The organism is Streptococcus sp. 27098_8_73, from assembly GCF_041432495.1.
Taxonomy (GTDB): domain Bacteria; phylum Bacillota; class Bacilli; order Lactobacillales; family Streptococcaceae; genus Streptococcus.
In genome coordinates this window covers 43,472-59,891 of the sequence record NZ_JAPVZT010000002.1, presented here as the reverse complement: position 1 = coordinate 59,891, position 16,420 = coordinate 43,472, and the positions used below count along the sequence as shown (strand labels likewise).

Below are 16,420 nucleotides of genomic sequence, written 5' to 3'. Positions count from 1 at the left end.
AGCGGGATTTTTCACATAACAAAAAGTCTGGTCTCCCAGACTTTTGATGATATTATTCATATCTCAGCGCTTCAATCGGGTCTAATTTAGATGCTTTATTAGCCGGCAGGATACCAAAGACAATCCCAACCATGGCTGAGAAGACAAGACTTCCAACTGCTGCAGTGACAGAGACAACTGGTGGGCCTCCAAATACGTTTTCAGGCACGACTGCAGCTAGCAGAGCATTGATTCCGTAGGCAAGGCTAAGACCAAGCAAACCACCGATAAGGGTCAATACCATGGATTCAATCAAGAACTGCGTGAGAATATTTCCACGCGTTGCTCCAAGAGCTTTTCGTAAACCAATTTCCCGTGTCCGCTCTGTAACGGATACCAACATAATATTCATCACACCGATACCACCAACAAAGAGGGAAATTCCTGCAATAGCTCCGATAACACCGGTCATAGTTCCTGTGATTTGATTGTACTGCTCCAGCAAGGTATCCATATTCAGGATTTGATATTCTCCTTGACGAGCTCCTGAAAGAGCTGTCAATTCTTTGGCTGCTTCTACACCAACTTCGTTGATACGATCCACTTCTGGCACATAGATATAGACAGTTGAGATTTCATCTGTATGAAATTCAGATGCCACCTGTGTATTCGCCATCAAGGCGCTACCCGAGCTCATACTCATGCTCTGACCAGCATTGGGATCCTTATAGATACCAACAACCCGATAGTTACTATCACCGACTGAAACTATTTTATTCAGGGCTTCCGCACTACTTCCAAACAGGCTGGTTGCCACTGTTTCATCAATCATCATCACGTTAGAAAAACTTTGATAGTCACTAGGCAAGAGAGTCCGTCCAGCTAAAATCTCATATTTTCTAATTTTAAAGAACGTGGCATTCACACCCGTAATGTTGACCTTATCAGACTTCTTGTTCTGATAAGAAAAATCAGCTGTTGAACCATTGGTCACATAATAGCCCTTGACTCCGTCAATTTTGAGTAGTTCCTTGACCCAAGACTCTTGGACAACAGGTGGTTCCTCTAGTATCTCACTATCTGCATCTTGACCACCATTGACCTCCATCAAATTAACTCCCATCGTATAATTATTTTTAGTGGGAGAATAAAGCAAGCTGACATACTTCTGTTCTTTTGTGATGCTCTTGGTAACTCCCTGTTGCATTCCATTTCCCAGTGCCAAGATGACGACAACAGACGCAACCCCGATGATAATCCCAATCATGGTCAGAAAAGCCCGCATCTTATGCCCAAGAATGGAACTAATGGCAAATTTAAAATTTTGCATTAATCACGTTCCTCCTTCTCAGCGCTATCTGAAGAGATAAGTCCATCACGAATGACAATCTGGCGCTTAGCATAGGCAGCAATTTCAGGTTCGTGAGTAACCATGATAATCGTTTTTCCTTCAGCGTTCAACTCCGTCAAGAGTTCCATAATTTGCTCCCCAGTTTTGGTATCGAGGGCTCCTGTCGGCTCGTCGGCAAGAATAATCGAAGGATTGTTTACCAAGGCACGCGCAATCGCAACACGTTGCTTCTGTCCCCCAGACAACTCTGATGGCAAGTGAGTCATACGAGTGCCCAAATCTACTTTTTCTAAATACTGCTTAGCTAAATTTTTTCGACTTCCTTGTGACACCCCCGCATAAATCAACGGGAGTTCCACATTTTGAAGGGCATTTAATTTAGACAAGAGGAAAAATTGCTGAAAAACGAAGCCGATTTGATTATTTCGCACCTTGGCTAACTTCTTATCACCCAAGTTTGCAACATCTTCATTTTCTAAAAAATACTCGCCAGTAGACGGACGATCCAACATCCCGATAATATTCATCAGGGTGGACTTCCCAGAACCAGACGGCCCCATGATAGCCACAAACTCGCCCTCTTCAACTGTCAAATTGATATTTTTTAAGACTTTAAGTTCTTGATCACCATTCCGATAGGTTTTGTTAATATTTCGTAGATCAATGAGTTTTTTCATCCGCTTTCACCTCTTGACCATCTTTCAAGCTATCTGTTGGATTGGTGATAACTTTACTGTCTTTTGTCAAACCAGATGAGATTTCTTGATTTTCAGCATCAGCATTCCCTAAGGTTACTTCCACTTTCTTCGCTTTACCTTTTTCGACAGTCCAAACGTAGTTCTTGTCTCCGTCTGAGATAATACTGCTTGCTGGTACAAGAATCCCTTTTGTATTGTTTTTCACTTCAACGCTGACAGAGAAACCTTGCTTCAAATCACCAATTTCACTTGTAATATCGACTGTAAATGGATATTTTGCAGAGGAAGCTGCGCCACCTGTATTGGTTGATGAAGCTTGCTGTCCATCCTTAGGATAGTTGGAAATATAGCTAATTTTACCTGTCCATTTTTTATCTGGATACACTTTTGAGGTAATGGTTACTTCTTGTCCAACTGACAAATTAGCCAGATTGTATTCAGAGAGTTCTCCCTTGATTTGAAGACTACCATTGCTGACGATGTGCACCAAGGTTTGGTTAGTTCCTGTTGTTGATTTGGATACATCGCGATTTACTTCTACTACTGTTCCCTCAACAGTGCTTGTAACAGTCGCTGCATTCAACAATGCTTGCGCCTTGTTCATATTATCCACAGCGTCAGAACGTGCATCACGCAAATCAGCCAGTTGAGAATCGACGGTACGTTGAGCAGAAGCAAGGGATTTACTATCCGTCTCTTCATCGCCAGTTTTTTCTACTGTCGCCCCATTAGTCTGTAAGTCATTAATCTGACGGTCAGCCTTATTGACAGCACGAACTGCTGCATCATAATTTGCTTGAGCTTCTGTGCTCTTATATTGAACAAGTGCTTGTCCTACAGCTACTTGGTCGCCAACATTGACTAGGACGGACTCCAAGTCGCCCTTGGTAGCATCATAATAAACATATTGCTCTGAGTTAGCCGTTACGGTCCCCGTCAACAGGACAGATGAGGCTATGCTACCTTCTTTTGCCTGCTGCACAATTGGTGCAACTTCCTTAGGTTCTGTTGTAGAACTAAGATTACTCAGGACTATTGCAGAAATTGCTCCTACTACAACTACAACAGCAACTCCGATAATACTAAATAGCTGCCATTTTTTCAGCTTTTTCATCTTTTTTCCTCCTCTTGATGAAAACCATTTTTCTTTTATACTACATTATATCATATGCCTAACATATTGTGATAGGAAAAGGGACAAAATCCCTAAAAGACCATTTTCCCTCTAAAAACGCTGCAGGATCTCTAAATCATAGCAGATTTTTGCATTCATTTTCTAAAAAAGGTACAATTACTTCATATTGATTAAAGGAGCTTCTATCTAACTATGAAAGAATTCGATATTATTGCAATTGGCGGTGGTAGCGGGGGTATTGCTACCATGAATCGCGCTGGTGAGCATGGCGCTAAAGCAGCTGTCATTGAAGAAAAGAAATTAGGGGGAACCTGTGTCAATGTCGGTTGTGTCCCTAAAAAAATCATGTGGTACGGTGCTCAGATTGCCGAGGCCATCCAACACTACGGACCAGACTATGGCTTTACTTCAGAAACTCAGCACTTTGACTTTGCTACTTTACGAAGGAATCGGGAAGCCTACATTGACCGCGCTCGCTCATCCTATGATGGAAGCTTTAAACGCAACGGCGTTGAACTGATCGAAGGTCGCGCTCATTTCGTTGACAAGCATACAGTCGAAGTCAATGGAGAATTGATTCGCGCCAAACACATCGTTATCGCAACAGGTGCTCATGCAGCCATTCCTCAGATTCCTGGTGCCGAATACGGTGAGACTTCTGATGATGTCTTTGCTTGGGAAGAGCTTCCCAAGTCTGTTGCTGTTGTCGGAGCAGGCTATATCGCAGTGGAGCTTGCTGGTGTCCTCCATACTCTAGGTGTCAAGACGGATCTCTTTGTCCGTCGCGACCGTCCTCTCCGCAATTTCGATAGCTATCTGATTGACGGATTGGTGGCTGAGATGGAAAAATCTGGTCCTAGTCTTCATGCTCACAAGATACCCGAACGAGTGGAAAAACTAGTCGATGGCCAACTACAACTCTACTTCCAAGACGGCAGTAGCCATATTGCTGAGCGAATTATCTGGGCTATTGGCCGTAAGCCAAATGTCCAAGGGCTCAATCTTGATGCTGCAGGAGTTACCCTGAATGACCGTGGCTTTATCGCTGTGGATGAGTACCAAAACACTGTTGTACCTGGCATCTATGCCTTGGGCGATGTGACGGGCGAAAAAGAGCTGACGCCAGTAGCAATCAAGGCTGGACGCACCCTGTCTGAACGCCTCTTTAACGGCAAGACAGATGCCAAGATGGATTACTCCACTATTCCGACTGTCGTCTTCTCCCACCCCGCTATTGGCACAGTAGGGCTGACGGAGGAAGAAGCTATTCGAGATTATGGCGCTGAGCAAGTTCATGTCTACACCTCTAGTTTTACCTCTATGTACTCAGCTGTCACCCAGCACCGCCAGCAGGCTCGCTTCAAGCTTATCACTGCGGGTCAGGATGAAAAGGTTGTCGGCCTTCACGGCATTGGCTATGGCGTAGATGAGATGATCCAAGGCTTCGCTGTTGCTATTAAGATGGGAGCTACCAAAGCTGACTTTGATGCCACTGTTGCCATCCACCCAACTGGCTCTGAAGAATTTGTCACCATGCGCTAAAAGTTCCTTCTTTGGCCTTTCTAAAGCTCACTATTATCATAAAATAAAGAATAAAGGGCGACCATAACTTATCCTTTCATTTTGGATTTTTATCTTACATTTTTGTAAGAAAGAAGTCTTAGGCCATTGGAATAGACCTAGACACACTATCTGGCTTTATTCTTTGACTTCTTTCTTTATTTTAAAGCATAAAATTCAATTATCATTCAAGAAATTCTAAATTATTTCTAAAATTGAGGAAGATTTATGTAAAGAATCTTCCTATTTTTTATTTAGTTGACTTACTTCTTCTAGACAAGCTTATAAATTGTAACTTGTCTAGAAAATCCTATTTTCTTAAAATATTCATAACTTCCCAACCATCTTTTACCCTTTCTGCTATTCAAGAAACCGTATTTTTGATATGATAGTAAGAAATACTAAGAGAAAGGGGATTGGAAATGAGCAAAACGAAAAAATTATTAGCAGCTCTGGGAATTATTTTCTTTAATATTTTTGGTTTAATCGCCTTTATCTTCCTCCTCATTCGGAGCCGCAAAAAACGGAAATAAGCAAACAACTGTCTAGTCTGATGTAAAAAGACTTGACTTTTTTTTATTTTGATTTAAAATAGTTACCATAATTTTAAAAAGAGGTTTACTATTCATGAACAAGAACAAAGCATTTCTTCTTGCACTCCCAGCTATTGGCGCTGCTTTCCTAGCTGTACTCTCCCAGCTTAGTTTCTCCATTGGACCGATTCCCATTACTTTACAGACCTTTGCTGTAGGTTTAATTGCAACCATTTTTAAAACCCGCGAAGCTGTCTTGTCTGTTCTGCTTTATCTGCTGCTAGGAGCTATTGGTCTGCCGGTATTTGCCGGAGGAAGCGGTGGATTTCAAGCACTTTTTGGTCCAAGCGCGGGCTACCTTTGGGCTTATCTACTCTTTGCGCTGGTTGCTTCCAGTCTGACAAGCAAGGATAGCAAGTTTTACACGATCTTTTTGGCTAATCTGATCGGAGATACACTGGTCTTCGTCGGTGGAGTTATCGGACTTCATTTTCTGGCTAATATGGGATTTTCTAAGGCCATGGCTGTTGGAGTCACACCTTTCATTCTTCCTGATCTTTTAAAAATGGTCTCAATCACTCTCATCAGCATTCCTATATTTAGAAGCCTAGCATTTCATCCCTATTTTTCAGACAATAAAAAAGGATAGACTTAAAGTCTATCCATTTTTAAATGCATCCAAAAGAACTTGAAACTCTTCATTGGAAAGGGTGATTCCCTTGCCCATCTTGCTGTGGTCAGGACTCCAAGTGCGAATATCGTACTTAGCAGGCGCACCGTTAAAACTTACGCGGTTGAGCTCCTTGGTCCAACCTTTTTCATTTTCCGATAAAACGAGCAATTTTTCCTCGATTTCAAATTTAAAATCTGCCATACTTTACCTCTTTTCTACTTTCTATCTCATTATTCGTAAAAGATTTTACTTTTTCAATTATTTTATTATATAATATATTGTAACAAGTTATGGAGATTTTATCTATGAAAAAATATCTCGAAATGATTTTACAGAAGACGAATGAGTTCATTAACTATAAAAAGACAGATAAGGAAGAGGATGACAACAGTCACATCCTGCAGACCATTGATTTGGCTCTGCGGAAAGATTCTGGTGTCCATGTTATTTTTCTGGATAAGAATTTTACTGGCGATATTGTCAAATATGACCGTGACCGCCAGCAGCTAATTGTCAAGAATTTCAAAAAAAGTATGACAACCATCATCCGTGTGCCTGATATCCAGCGCATCAGTATAGTTCCCAATAACATCCGTGAAGCCCAGAGAAAAGATATTCGGCTCGAAAGCCGCAAATTCAAAAAATAACTCTTCAAATCAAAAGCGATTTGAAGAGTTTTTTTCTTTGAAAGTTAATGGCAGAATTTATAGGATAACTAGCTCTGCTATCAATTCGCATCAACGCAAGCAACTCTTGCTTAACTAGCAAATTCCTCCTGACTTCGCTTCGAATTAAGCCCGAACAGTCACACTAGTGCCATCTTCTTTATACAAATTGATTAAACCTTCCTTGCGGGCACGGACCATGTCACCAGGTTGGACTGGCTGTGGAACGGTAATCGTCAGTAATTCCATTGGATTTGGCGCACGGTCAATCTTATTTCCTTTTTCATCATGGAGGTCCGTAATATAGGTTTCAAAATGGCGGAAACCAGGTCCGTAGAATTCTACCTGATCGCCTTCATGGATGACATTCCGCTGGCGAATGGTCGCAGTTTGTGTCACTTCATCATAAGCAACCACTTCAGCAACAAACTTATATTCTGGAATCTTACGGCGGGCTCCGAAAAGCTGCTCATTCTCAGTTGGTGTATGATAGTAAAAGCCAGTTGCCAGCTCACGTTGGGCTACTTTCCACATTTCATCTACCAAATCTTGCTTAATAGATTCAAACTTTTCTGGGCTTTCCAAATAAGCATCCACAGCAGCTTTGTAGCAGTTGGTCACCGTAGAAACGTAGTGAATAGACTTCATCCGACCTTCGATTTTCAAACTATCAACACCGTTTTCAATCATATCAGGAATGCGGTCAATCATGGACATATCAACAGCTGACATAGAAAATTCTTCTGGAATTTCCCCCTTCAAACTCTTGCGTTCTTGTCCGAAAGGCATGTCGTACAAATCATATTTCCAACGACAAGATTGCGAGCAACCGCCACGGTTGGCGTCGCGCATGCTCATGTGATTGGAAAGGGTACAACGGCCAGAGTAAGAAATACACATTGCTCCATGAACGAAGGCTTCGATTTCTACATCGGTACGCTTGCGAATCTCAGCTAGCTCAGCCATGGAGACCTCACGTGCCAAAACAACCCGTGTCAAACCAAGATTTTTCCAAAACTCAAGCGTTTCATAATTGGTTGCACTAGCCTGCGTTGACAAGTGAATCTCCAGACCAGGTGCTTCAGAAGCTGCAATCGCAATCAAGGCTGGGTCAGAAACAATAACAGCCGCGATCCCAATGTCTCGCAAACGACGGAACCATTCTCCAGCACCGGCTTCATTTCCTTCGTGCATGACCATATTGGCCGCTACATAGACCTTGGCACCATGCTCAGCCGCAAATTGGACACCTTCTTCCATTTGCTCAAAAGTGAAGTTCCCCGCACGACTGCGCAAACCATAGGCTTGACCACCAATAAAAACAGCATCTGCCCCATAGCGAACAGCTACTTTTAACTTTTCTAACGTACCAGCTGGTGAAAGCACCTCTGGACGTTTTAATTTCTTTGTCATCTTTTCTCCTATTTGCAATATAAAAGTATTGATGTTTAACCCTATCTATTTTATAGCAATTTACCGCTAAAAGCAAGATGGAGCCTAGTTTTTTGACAATTCTAATCTTCTATCCTCATCTCCTTACTAAGTATTTTAGGATATAGGTTTATTATCTTAGAAAGAGGAAAAAAGCCAGAAGTCTTAAACTTCTAGCTTTTCTTTCAAAATTTATTCTTCCTCCTTCTTTTTATTAAATTGTTTGTATCCGAAGAATCCAGCAACTAGAACAACCAATACACCGATGACAATCCAAGTAGTTTGACTTGAGCTATCTTTCTTCGTATCGCTAGCTTTGTCCGCTGATTTTCCTTTTTCTGCTTCAGCCAGGAGGTTTGCTTTGTTATAGCCTGTATAGACAAGATCTGCATCTTTACCTTTTTCCTTCTTAATCTTTTCTTCCATCTCTGCTTCGACTGCTTTGATTTCCTTAAAGATTTTTTCTGAGCGTTCTAAGGCTTCCTTCGTCACTTCTGGTCCAGCGGCTTTGGCTTGTTCATCTGTGTAGTTTGCATATTTGGCGTCGCGTTCGGTTTGTTCTTTATCCCATTCAGCTTCTTTTGCTTTCCATTTTTCTTGGATGCTGTTACCAAAGATTTCTGGATATTTCATAACCATTTGGTCAATATGCCAAACAGTCCAATACCAAGATTTTCCGTCATATTTAGTAGAGCGGTTCTTGAAAGCTTCGTAAGTATCTTCTACATTACCATAGAATGGCACATATGGTGTGTTGCGACTTTGTGCCAGACCCAGCCACATGACACCGCCAAAGGCATTTGGCAGGTTTGGTTTGATTTGATAAACGTGGGCGTCGATTACATTTTCGTTACCTAGCGCATATTTGTAGACATTGCCATCGATCTTCTTACCGACTTCAACTAAGTCATCTGCTTTATATTCTGGCAAGTGTTCAAAACGATTTCTTTGTTCAGCGATCACATCATGAACTGTGTATTTCTTATTTGGATCAGTTGGTTCGCGCAAGAGATCAAAAGCTTCATCATCATAATTTACTTTTGCTTGTGGATCCATCCACTTGATACCTGCATAGGTCCGAGAACGGTTACGTTCCATATATTTATCAGGTCCATAAGATTTAGCAATCATAAAGTTGCCATCTTTGTCGGTCTTATAGTTGTCTGCTTTTTTAGCTACTTCTTCCACGTCTTTAGAAGCAATGACATTTTCCTTATCGTTCAAGTCAACATGACCAAGATAGTAAGTGTTCGCAAAGACAGCATACTTATTCGTTGGGAATTTGATAGCTACATATTGGTGACCAGACAGGATTTCCATGTACCACAGCTCATTCTTATCTGCTGCAACAATGATATTTCCTTCTGCTGATCCTTTTTCGTCCAGAACTTTCGCCACTGTCTCAATAACTTCACGTGCTGTTTTTGCACGAGGCAAAGCAAGGTCAACTAATGATGCTTCTGGAAGACCATCTTTTACAAGTGGGTCTTCTTTAAGCACTTTGTCATTTGGTGTTGCTGAAACGGTCGCTGTCATAGCTACACCAAGTTCATTAAAGCCATGCGCAGCGAAGTTTCCGTTACTTCCGTTATCACGATCAGAGTCGTAGACAGCTGTGTATTTCATTTCATTCGCCAAATGCGGATAGGTAAAGCCATTTGACTCATCTTCTATCTTATCGCCATCTTTATAGGTCTTAGCTGGCACAACTACATAGTTTTGATTGTGCCGACCACCGTCAGGGGCGTATGGATAGTCCTCTGTCCGACCAAATAGAGTAGAGCCATCTGCTGTCAGATCTTTACCGACAATAAAAGCAGAACACGCTTGTGCCACATGAACAGGCAAAAGAGCAACTAACATTGCAAGGAACATTAGTCTGAGCAGTATTTTCTTCATAGTCTATCTCCTTTTGACTATCTGCGGGGCTGGAATCAACTCCCAGTCTAAACAACATAAACCGTAATACCTTAACATTCCTATTTTAGTATACTCTCTTTCTAAACTTTTTGCAAGCGTTTACACAAAATTGTGTATATTTTTTATCTAATCTATATTTCCTCTACTTTTTTCTCAAATCAGAGCAAATAAACTAAAAAATAGCCCCATCTTATTTAGAGGAAAGGCTATTATTTTTTATCTTATCAGAAAACATCCTGCTATAAAATCTTTATAAGCAATTCACTAGAGATTTTGGCAGAGCCGACTTGAGCTTCAAAAAATTTATCTCACTTTTTTAGCCAGCATAGTCGCAAAGCGCAGCTGAATCCGATTCCCGTTTTCATCACGGCGATGGAGGTGGCCAGGATTTTCATTGTACTTGACCAGCTCCCAGTCTTTATAATACTCCGCAAGCTCCCCTTCCTTAAAAGTAAAAGGAAAGGGCACAGAGCAAGGGAAGTCCTCTGTATCCATAGCACAGACGATGAGATTGTAGCCGCCAAGCGCTGTATGTTCTTGCATATTGCGGATAATATCTGGAATCCGCTCTGCCTGCAGAAACATCAGAACAACGGTAGAGACGATCAAGTCATAAGTCTGAGTCAGACTAGCTGAGTTGATATCGTAGGTACCCACTGGCAGATCCAAATCTTCCTGCTCGACAATGCTACGTAAGATTTCCAGTGCCAGCTCACTCTGATCTACGGCCGTTACTTCAAAGCCCTGCTTGGCTAGAAAGAGAGCATTGCGACCTTGACCACAGCCTAGATCTAAGGCCCGTCCTGGGCCAACCGTCTGCATAGCTTCCAAAACCTCTGAGTGCACTGGATTGCTGCCGTATTTCTTAGGAAAATAATCCTCAGGCCGACAGTAAAACTCCAAATACCACTCCAAATCATCTGTCAAGGCTTCGACCCGATGCCAAGCTTGGGGCTGGGCAAAAGGATTGTCCTGACCAGCTTCAAAGATGTGCTCAGCCAGCTCCTCACCTTCCTCTGACATCTCAACAAACTTAAGGCGTCCCTTGAGAACAGTGATTTTGCCCCAAGTTCCCTCTTTGGTATTGTGCTTGTTCTTGACCAATTCGGGCATGGTCTCAGCTGTCCACACTGGCATGCGTTTATAAGCTAGCAATTTTTCTGTCATAAAAAATCCTTTCTCTGAAAGCCAAATTTCAAAATTTTAACTGTCTTTATCATACTCGAAAAAGCCAGACTTGACAAGCGCTAGGGTATTCAAGGTCTCACTAACAAAAAAGCAAGAAATGATTCAGTAGTCAATTCTTGCTCATATCATACATTAAGTTTTGTTTCCTAAAATATATCCCTGCATCTTATACGACAGCTTGTCCTGAAGAGCTTTCATCTTGTATTAAAATTCTTCATTTGTCTTGCGATGTCGCGGTTTTGCTCGCGGCGTTTGATGGACTCGCGCTTGTCATAGTCGTGCTTCCCTTTGGCTAGACCCAGGAGCAGCTTGGCATAACCGTCCTTGAGATAGACCTTGAGCGGTACCAGCGTCATTCCGGTTCCCTTGGTCTCCTGCTCCAGCTTTTGAATCTGCTTCTTATGCAGCAGTAGCTTTCTGCGACGTTCAGGCTCTTGGTTCCAGATATTGCCCTCTTCATAAGGAGCAATATGGACATTGCTGAGCCAGGCCTCACCGTTCTTGATTTGGGCAAAGCCGTCTTTTAGATTGATACGAGCGGCACGGACACTCTTGATTTCCGTCCCGGTCAGCACCATGCCAGCCTCGATGGTATCCACGATGGTGTAGTCGTGTCTGGCCTTTTTATTTTGCGCGACGACCTTTCCTTCTCCCTTTGCCATGCTTGGCTCCTTTCTTGACTAGTTCCTTGTAAAATGCCTTCTGGCTCTTGCCTTTCTTGGACTTCTTATCTTTCTTATCTCTGTTGCCTTTTTCTTTGGAAGAATGGCTGCGCTTGTCATCCTCACGGCGTCTCTTTCTGCCGGATTTGCCTCTGCCACTCTTGCTAGTCTTTTCTACCAGGTCAAATTCACTAGGCAGGTATTCAAAGTCAATCTCGCCCGTAGCCTTATCCGCTCGGACCAGCTTGATGCGAATCTGCTGACCGACTTTAAAGACCACGCCAGACTTTTCTCCTTGCAGGGTCATCGTCCGCTCATTGTAGCTATAAAACTCTGGCAGGTTGGTGACATGAATCAAGCCTTCGACCGTATTGGGCAGCTCGACAAAGAGTCCAAACTTAACCACGCTTGAAACCACGCCGTCAAACTCTTCCCCAACGAATTCTTCCATGTACTCAGCCTTCTTCATGGCTTCGACTTCACGCTCGGCCTCGATAGCCCGACGCTCTCGGCTAGAAGACTGACTGGCAATCTCTGGAATCACTTGCTCAAAATGCTCTGCTATTTCTTTAGACTGTCCATAATCCCGTACCATCCGGTGAACCAGAAGATCCGGATAGCGGCGAATCGGACTGGTGAAATGCGTATAATACTCCGCTGCCAGACCATAGTGACCGTGATTGTGCTCAGAGTAACGAGCCTGCTGCATGGAGCGCAGAAGCATCATAGACAGGACATCCTCATAAGGCTGGTCTTTGACTGCCTCCATAATATCCTGCAGGGCCTGCTGACTCATAGAGCTAGCCGTCCCATATATCCGAATCCCAAAGCTAGAGGCGTAGTCGATAAACTTCTGCACCTTCTCCGCCTTAGGCTCCTCGTGGATCCGATAGATGAAGGGCAGATTTAACTTAGCAAAATGCTCAGCTACCGTTTCATTAGCCACTAGCATAAAGGATTCAATCATGCGCTCGGCAATTCCCCGCTGACGCAGGACAATATCCACTGGCCGGCCTTCCTTGTTGACTATGATTTTAGCTTCATTGGTGTCAAAGTTGAGCGCACCACGTTTAAAGCGCATGCTTTCCAGAATCTCATGCAGCTGGACCATGCTGTCAATACTAGGCACAATGGCCTTGAACTGCGCAGCCTTTTCCTGATCTCCTGCGATGATGTCGTTGACGTCGCTGTAGGTCATGCGGAAGGTCGTTTTAATGACAGACTGGGTGATGGTATGCTTGACCACGCGCCCCTTGGCATCAATCTCCATGATAGCTGACTGGGTCAGCCGGTCCACATTGGGATTGAGAGAGCAGATACCGTTGGACAGGCGCTCCGGCAGCATAGGTACCACGCGGTCGGTCACATAGACGGAGGTTGCCCGATTGAGGGCTTCCTTGTCCAGCTCAGAGCCTTCTTTGACATAGTAGGATACATCTGCGATGTGGACGCCCAGCTCAAAATTACCATTTTTCAAGCGCTTGATATGGACCGCATCGTCCAAGTCCTTGGCATCCGCTCCATCGATGGTGAAGGTTATCTCTTCGCGCAGGTCCAAACGTCCTTCCAAATCACTTTCTGTCGGTGCATCTGGAACTCGCTCGGCCTCTTCCAAGACCTTTTCTGGAAACTCGGAGACAATGTCCATCGACTCCAGCACTTCCAGTACATCAATACCTGGATCGTTTACATGACCGACTACATCAATCAGACTAGCCACAAAGAAATCGTGTTTCTTGGTCGGATATTTGTCAATAGCGACCTTGAGCACCTCTGTGCCATCCAAAACCATGGCTGGTTTTTTGACATAAATAGGCTGACGGATTTTCTGATTTTTCGAGCGGATATAGCCCGCATACTTGGGCTTTTCCTCATCTAACACCAGCTGGCCAACTGCTGTGGTCAGGCTGTGCTCCAAAATATCGATAATCTTAGCTTCAGCTGATGTTTCCTTGATACGATCTGCCACCTTAGTAATGACCACTTCCACCGTATCGCCATCAATGGCATGATTGACATCATTACGGCTGACAAAAAGATCATCCTCTTCTTCATTCAGGGTGACAAAGCCAAAGCCATTCTTGTGGGCATGAAAAACACCCTTGAGCGTCAGACGCTCCTGTTTTTTCTTCTCATAAAGCTCAATCCGCCCCTCATCATCAAAGCGAATCTGATGCTTTCTTTCCATTTGGGAGATAATCTTGACCAAGTCACTAAAGTCCTTGGAAGACTCTTTCCCCAAAGCAGCTGCCAGCTCATTCACGCTAGCCTGCTGCTTTTCTTTTAAATATTCTATAATTTCTTCTTTCATACTTTCTTTCTATATACTGAGGGACTTTTGATGTTCCTCTCTTTTTAAACTTTAAAAAAAGGCCAAGACAAAGTCAGAGCCCATTTTATTTACTAGATAATACTGCCAATATCAAGGCAATCAGTAACCAGACGAAGATCAAGAATCCGGTCATACGCTGCATCACAGCTTCAAATCCACGTGCTTTAGACCGCTCAAAAAGGTCGTTGGCACTCGAATCAAACACGTTACTAGATTGGTTTTTAGTTGGTTGCATGAAAATAGCAATGACAATAAAACCTGATAAAATGACTAAAATCGTTAATAATAGGCTATACATAAATAAAACTCCTTAAAATCCTTTCTATTTTACCATAAAATCTACTTAGATTCAAGATGTAAGGTTACTTTTCTTTCCTTGGGGCAGTACTTCAATACCTCAATCTTATCAGGATGAGTCTTACTATTCTTACTGGTCAGATAATTTTGACTGCCGCAACTGGAGCATTTCAAATGAATTTTAACGCGCACTAGATTTCCTTCTTTTTCAATAAATTTCCAAAACAAAAAAGGTTGATAAGGAGACTCAATCCCACTAAGCCTGCTGTAGCATAAAAGACTGAATGATAGCCTGCTGTCGCTGCAATAGCCGAGCCTGACATGGGGCCGATGACGCCACCCAGATAAAAGAAAATCTGGTTGTAGCTAAAGATTCGAGAAATCCCAAACTTAGGCGTGATTTTGCTCAATAGGGCATTGACCCCCGGCACCAAAGCTCCGGTCCCTAAACCAAACAAGAAACGGTAAAAACCGAGTTGGAGCGAAGAGCCTGCATGAGCACAGAGCAGGTAAATGATAATAGAATAAAACTGAGCTAAAACGAGCAAACGATGATTGCCCATCCGATCCCCCATACGGCCTAAAATACTTGAGCTCAGCATACTAGACAGTCCCATACTCGAAACAATCAGGCCAGATACAAAAATCAAATTGTCCGTTTGACCTAACTCCCGAATATAAAGGGAAAGAATCGGACCAATAGACTGGGCTGCAAACTGGATAACAAAGCTAGTCAGAAAAAGAGTGGACAAGAGCTTGGGATATCTAATCTGGCGAATGAGTTCCCCAAAGCCAATCTCCTCTTCCTTGGTGACTGGCCTAAAATCTTCTCGGATAAAAGCAGCCGTCATCAGGGTCGCCACTAGAAAGAAAAAGCCAATCAGTAGAAAGACATTGCGAATGCCAAAAACTTCAGCAATCACTCCACCAATCAAGGGCCCCATGAGATTACCAGCAACGACACCAGTTGCTAGAGTACCTAGCGCATAGCCCGTCTTGTCCTTAGGTGCCTGACTGGCAATCAGAGCTGTGCTGTTGGGCACATAACCAGCAAAAACACCGTTTAGAAAGCGTAGGAGTAAGAGCCAGAAAATATTGGGCACAAAGGTAAGGCCTCCCATGGTAAAAACCATAGCCGTAGCAGCCCGAATCATCATAGGTTTACGGCCATAGCGGTCAGCCAAACTACCCCAGACAGGGGATAAAAAGGCTGCCGAAACAGCCGAAAGAGCAATGCCAAGACCAGCATAATACTCCACCTCATGACCACGCGCTCCTAGCTGCTCCACAAAAAGGGGCATGAAAGGAGTGACCAAGGAAATACTGGCACCTGTCAGGAAGTTCCCAAACCAAGCGATTTTCAGATTATGTTTCCAATTTACTTGTATCGTGATAGAATCATCTTCTTTCTAATTTCTGCAAAGCATCGAGAAGCTGCTGTCTTGTCTCCTCTAGCCCACCATTATTCTCAATCAACACGTCCGCCCTCTTTCGTTTTTCTTGTAAAGATAACTGAGCTGCTATGCGTTTTTCTGCTTCTTCCTGATTCAGAGCATTTCGATTCATAAGGCGACTGAGCTGAGTTTCCTCCGTCACATCCACCAGCCAGATTTGGTCAAACCAGTTATCATATCCTAACTCAAACAACAAGGGAAGATCCATGAAAAAGATATCTTCCGTCTCTGCCAGCAAGTCTCGTCTGCGAGCCAGTTCCTCTCGAATAATCTCGTTCTGAAGCTGGCTAGACTGCGCCAAGAGTTCGGGATTCCCAAAAATCATAGCTCCCAGCTTAGGCCGATCCAATCTCCCATCTTCCTGTAAGATAGTTGAACCAAAAGTAGATAAAAGAGCTTGATACAGTCGTCCTCCTGGCTCTTGTAGCTCATGCACCAATTGATCCGCATCGATGACTTGGTAGCCTTGCTGCCGCAAAAACTCTGTCACTGTTGTCTTACCCGAAGCAATACCGCCGGTGATACCAATAATTCTTACCATA

General features: G+C 43.3%; 16 protein-coding genes. 3 read left to right on the top strand and 13 right to left on the bottom strand.

Annotated features, from left to right (window positions below; translation table 11 throughout):
* Window positions 1-52: 52 nt before the first annotated feature.
* The 3 genes from O3651_RS01670 to O3651_RS01660 are packed head-to-tail and all read right to left on the bottom strand — an operon-like array spanning window position 53 to window position 3,142.
* Window positions 53-1,309: an ABC transporter permease gene (locus O3651_RS01670; RefSeq protein WP_125370650.1), complete on the bottom strand. Its 1,257-nt coding sequence runs from the start codon at window positions 1,307-1,309 to the stop codon at window positions 53-55.
* The gene (locus tag O3651_RS01665) at window positions 1,309-2,007 is read right to left on the bottom strand and encodes an ABC transporter ATP-binding protein (protein ID WP_061909609.1); all 699 of its coding nucleotides are present in this window, start codon (window positions 2,005-2,007) and stop codon (window positions 1,309-1,311) included. The genes O3651_RS01670 and O3651_RS01665 overlap by 1 nt, the downstream gene beginning before the upstream one ends.
* Entirely contained in the window at window positions 1,991-3,142 is a 1,152-nt protein-coding gene (locus tag O3651_RS01660) for an efflux RND transporter periplasmic adaptor subunit (protein ID WP_371595148.1), read from the bottom strand. Before O3651_RS01660 ends, O3651_RS01665 begins: the two co-directional genes overlap by 17 nt.
* A 213-nt stretch (window positions 3,143-3,355) precedes the next feature.
* Here O3651_RS01660 and gorA point away from each other — a divergent pair, with 213 nt between their 5' ends.
* Together gorA and O3651_RS01650 are read left to right on the top strand one after the other, a co-directional pair.
* A complete protein-coding gene (gene gorA / locus O3651_RS01655; protein ID WP_371609343.1) occupies window positions 3,356-4,705 on the top strand; it encodes a glutathione-disulfide reductase in 1,350 nt (449 codons plus the stop codon).
* A gap of 645 nt (window positions 4,706-5,350) precedes the next feature.
* Window positions 5,351-5,905: a biotin transporter BioY gene (locus O3651_RS01650; protein ID WP_371609342.1), complete on the top strand. Its 555-nt coding sequence runs from the start codon at window positions 5,351-5,353 to the stop codon at window positions 5,903-5,905.
* A 9-nt stretch (window positions 5,906-5,914) separates the two neighbouring features.
* Here O3651_RS01650 and O3651_RS01645 read toward each other — a convergent pair whose 3' ends face one another.
* Window positions 5,915-6,130: a YdbC family protein gene (locus tag O3651_RS01645; protein WP_005590703.1), complete on the bottom strand. Its 216-nt coding sequence runs from the start codon at window positions 6,128-6,130 to the stop codon at window positions 5,915-5,917.
* Window positions 6,131-6,219: 89 nt separating this feature from the next.
* On the opposite strand from O3651_RS01645, the gene O3651_RS01640 reads away from it, so the two are divergent.
* On the top strand, window positions 6,220-6,576 hold the full coding sequence (locus O3651_RS01640; protein ID WP_371609341.1) for a hypothetical protein: 357 nt from the start codon (window positions 6,220-6,222) through the stop codon (window positions 6,574-6,576).
* 144 nt (window positions 6,577-6,720) lie between these two features.
* Here O3651_RS01640 and O3651_RS01635 read toward each other — a convergent pair whose 3' ends face one another.
* The 9 genes from O3651_RS01635 to coaE form a co-directional block, all read right to left on the bottom strand.
* Window positions 6,721-8,007 (bottom strand): U32 family peptidase, encoded by a 1,287-nt coding sequence (locus tag O3651_RS01635; protein WP_371609340.1) that lies wholly within the window; start codon window positions 8,005-8,007, stop codon window positions 6,721-6,723.
* A 210-nt stretch (window positions 8,008-8,217) separates the two neighbouring features.
* Window positions 8,218-9,924: a C69 family dipeptidase gene (locus O3651_RS01630; RefSeq protein WP_371609339.1), complete on the bottom strand. Its 1,707-nt coding sequence runs from the start codon at window positions 9,922-9,924 to the stop codon at window positions 8,218-8,220.
* Between the two features lie 324 nt (window positions 9,925-10,248).
* On the bottom strand, window positions 10,249-11,112 hold the full coding sequence (gene tehB / locus O3651_RS01625) for an SAM-dependent methyltransferase TehB (RefSeq protein WP_288929745.1): 864 nt from the start codon (window positions 11,110-11,112) through the stop codon (window positions 10,249-10,251).
* A gap of 215 nt (window positions 11,113-11,327) precedes the next feature.
* Entirely contained in the window at window positions 11,328-11,795 is a 468-nt protein-coding gene (smpB, locus tag O3651_RS01620; RefSeq protein WP_002894882.1) for an SsrA-binding protein SmpB, read from the bottom strand.
* A complete protein-coding gene (rnr, locus tag O3651_RS01615) occupies window positions 11,758-14,106 on the bottom strand; it encodes a ribonuclease R (RefSeq protein WP_371609338.1) in 2,349 nt (782 codons plus the stop codon). Before rnr ends, smpB begins: the two co-directional genes overlap by 38 nt.
* Window positions 14,107-14,191: 85 nt before the next feature.
* Window positions 14,192-14,425 carry a preprotein translocase subunit SecG gene (gene secG, locus O3651_RS01610; RefSeq protein WP_061909629.1) on the bottom strand — a complete coding sequence of 78 codons (234 nt, stop codon included), beginning with the start codon at window positions 14,423-14,425 and terminating at the stop codon, window positions 14,192-14,194.
* 41 nt (window positions 14,426-14,466) lie between these two features.
* A complete protein-coding gene (gene rpmG, locus O3651_RS01605) occupies window positions 14,467-14,616 on the bottom strand; it encodes a 50S ribosomal protein L33 (RefSeq protein ID WP_005590723.1) in 150 nt (49 codons plus the stop codon).
* On the bottom strand, window positions 14,616-15,812 hold the full coding sequence (locus O3651_RS01600) for a multidrug efflux MFS transporter (RefSeq protein ID WP_371609479.1): 1,197 nt from the start codon (window positions 15,810-15,812) through the stop codon (window positions 14,616-14,618). The genes rpmG and O3651_RS01600 overlap by 1 nt, the downstream gene beginning before the upstream one ends.
* A gap of 10 nt (window positions 15,813-15,822) precedes the next feature.
* Entirely contained in the window at window positions 15,823-16,419 is a 597-nt protein-coding gene (coaE, locus tag O3651_RS01595; protein WP_371609337.1) for a dephospho-CoA kinase, read from the bottom strand.
* Window position 16,420: the final 1 nt, after the last annotated feature.